At 71.1% G+C, this 2,567-nt stretch carries 2 protein-coding genes; one reads left to right on the top strand and one right to left on the bottom strand.

The window, feature by feature from the left end:
• Positions 1-84: 84 nt before the first annotated feature.
• The gene (locus ACFFNX_RS47445) at positions 85-1,374 is read left to right on the top strand and encodes an NAD(P)-binding domain-containing protein (RefSeq protein WP_378212989.1); all 1,290 of its coding nucleotides are present in this window, start codon (positions 85-87) and stop codon (positions 1,372-1,374) included.
• A gap of 2 nt (positions 1,375-1,376) precedes the next feature.
• Here the strand turns inward: ACFFNX_RS47445 and ACFFNX_RS47440 are convergent, their stop codons facing one another.
• Positions 1,377-2,150 (bottom strand): SGNH hydrolase domain-containing protein, encoded by a 774-nt coding sequence (locus tag ACFFNX_RS47440; protein ID WP_378212988.1) that lies wholly within the window; start codon positions 2,148-2,150, stop codon positions 1,377-1,379.
• Positions 2,151-2,567 lie beyond the last annotated feature (417 nt).

Raw genomic sequence — 2,567 nt, 5'->3', positions numbered from 1 at the left:
CACTCCCCGCCCTCCCAGGGGGCGCCGACCCCACTTCCATTGTCAAGCCACCCCACACGCCAAAGAAAGACCACACGCACGGCTGTGGAAAACCCACGACCCGACCACTTCGAGACAGGCGCTAGGAGCACCGTCATCGAGCGCGTCACGACCGTCGTCATCGGCGCGGGGCACGCAGGCCTCGCCGCGAGCCACTTCCTCCGCGCCCGGTCGATCGACCACGTGGTGCTGGAGCGCGGCGAGGTGGCGAACTCCTGGCGGCGCGAACGCTGGGACTCGCTGCGGCTGCTCACTCCCAACTGGCAGAGCCGCCTGCCGGGCCTCGGCTACGAAGGCCCGGATCCCGACGGCTACCTGACGATGGCCGAGGTGACCGAGTTCATCGAGCGCTTCGCCAAGGTCTCGGGCGCTCCCGTCCGCACCGGCGTGACGGTCACGTCGGTGCGGCGCGTCGACGCCGGGTACCACGTGACGACGGACGCCGGTGTGATCCGCTGCCGGACGGTGGTCATCGCGAGTGGCGCCTGCAACCGGCCGACGATGCCGCCGTTCAGCGCCGCGGTACCCGCCTCGGTGGAGCAGCTGACGCCCTTCGACTACCGCGGTCCCGCCGGGCTTCCCGACGGCGGCGTGCTCGTCGTGGGCGCGTCGGCGACCGGCGTGCAACTGGCCGCCGAGCTGCGGCGGTCGGGCCGGCCGGTGACCCTCTCGGCGGGGGAGCAGGTGCGGTTGCCCCGCACGTACCGCGGACGCGACGTGCTGTGGTGGATGGACGCCTCGGGCCTGTGGGACCAGCGGTACGACGAGGTCGACGACCTCACGCGGGCCCGGCGGCTGCCCTCACCCCAGCTGGTCGGGACGCCCGAGCGGACGACGCTCGATCTCAACGCGCTCACCTCGATGGGCGTCGAGCCGGTGGGCCGCTGGGCGGCCGTACGCGACGGCCGTGCGCTGTTCTCCGGTGGCCTGCGCAATGTGTTCTCGCTCGCGGACCTGAAGATGAACCGCCTGCTGGAGACGTTCGACGAGTGGGCGCGGACGCAGGGGCGCGACGCCGAGATCGACCCTCCCGAGCGTTTCGCGCCGACACGCGTGCCCGAGCGGGCACGGTTGCAACTCGACCTGCGAAGCGGCGAGATCGCCGCGGTCGTGTGGGCGACGGGTTTTCGGCCCGACTACGGATGGCTCGACGTGCCCGTCGTCGACGAGAAGGGCCGGCTGCGGCACGAGGGCGGCGTGGTCGACGGCCCGGGACTGTATGCGCTCGGCCTGCCCGTGCTGCGGCGGCGCAAGTCCACCTTCATCTACGGCATCGAGGACGACGCGCGCGAGGTGGTCGACCACCTCGCGCGATACCTGGCCGTCGGCCGGTGACCTCAGGCCCCGGAGCCCTTCGCCGCCCGGTCGAGGCGGGTGAGGGCGGGGACGTGCGCGGTCAGGTAGTCGGCGACGCGGCTGCCGCCGGGGTCGTCGTAGTGGGTCGTGTCCGGCCGGAAGTCGATGCCGTTCACCGGCCCGCAGGGTGGCCCGGTCGGGCAGACCAGCGGCGCCACGTCCACGATCGACACCTTGCCGCGGTGCCGGGCCGCCCAGCGGACGTACAGGTCGCGCAGCTTCTCCACGCTCGGCCCCGGGACGTCGAGCCGGTGCGGCGCTGAGCGCTCGTACCAGAGCGGCAGGATGACCACCACCTGTGCGCCGCCGCGACCGACCCGGGCGAGCGTGTCATCCCACTGTGCCATCACTTTTCTCGACCATTCCTCCGAACCCGACGGCACTTTTCCGGTGGCGCCTTCTATGTCCCATATCTCGGTGATCGAATGCCACAGGATGACCGGCGGCGCGTATTTCGTCACGATGGCGTTCTGCTTCGCCTTCACGAGTTTCGGGCAATCGCCGCCGCGGAGCTTCTTGGTGATGTCATGGATGGTGGAAAGGAAAGGCAGCGTGCCGATCGGGCAGCCCGACAGCGCGCCGTCGATGACGCGCACGCCGTGTGGTCCGAGCCGCCGGCCGAGGTAGTAGGCGTAGTCGCGGGCCACCGAGTCTCCGATCACGGCGACGGTCGGCGCGGACGAGGCCGCCGAGGAGCCCGTGACCACGAACGGAAGGGCGTCGCCGCCGGGTGGCGTGGGCTTCGGCAGGTTCATGTGGTGCGGGGGTGGCGGGTCCGTGCGCGCCGAGACGGGCGGGCCGTACGCCGTGATCGTCAGCGAGCACGCCAGCGCGGCCCCTGAGATTCGCCCGGCTATCGACATCGCGGCTTTTGCCGGGTGTTTTCGGGCTGTTTCCGGTGCTGAATTCCTGGTCACAGCGGGGGACCCTAGCCGCTGTAGAGCAGAGCAGCGGCCCGCCGCGTTCATTTGAAAAGATGTTGACCATCGTCATCGGCGCCGTTTGCCCGCGAGAATCGGTCCTCCCGTACTTTTGGACGCGCAGATATCCGCGCCGAGGGGAGTGTCATGCGCCGCTTTCACGCGATGTGGGGCGCCGACCTGCTGGCCGCCGCCTTGGCGGTGGGCGGCTGCGCCGGGCACGGCACCCGGCAGGGCGGCGGCGGAGGGGGC

The sequence above is a fragment of the Actinoallomurus acaciae genome (genome assembly GCF_042429965.1).
In the GTDB taxonomy this organism is placed as follows: domain Bacteria; phylum Actinomycetota; class Actinomycetes; order Streptosporangiales; family Streptosporangiaceae; genus Actinoallomurus; species Actinoallomurus acaciae.
Note: the sequence above shows the minus strand (reverse complement) of the source record. Positions and strands in the feature narration are given on the sequence as shown.

Bases quoted from the DNA above. Each gene is read 5' to 3' on its own strand.
- ACFFNX_RS47440 (WP_378212988.1), bottom strand. From the start codon at position 2,150: ATGAACCTGCCGAAGCCCACGCCACCCGGCGGCGACGCCCTTCCGTTC.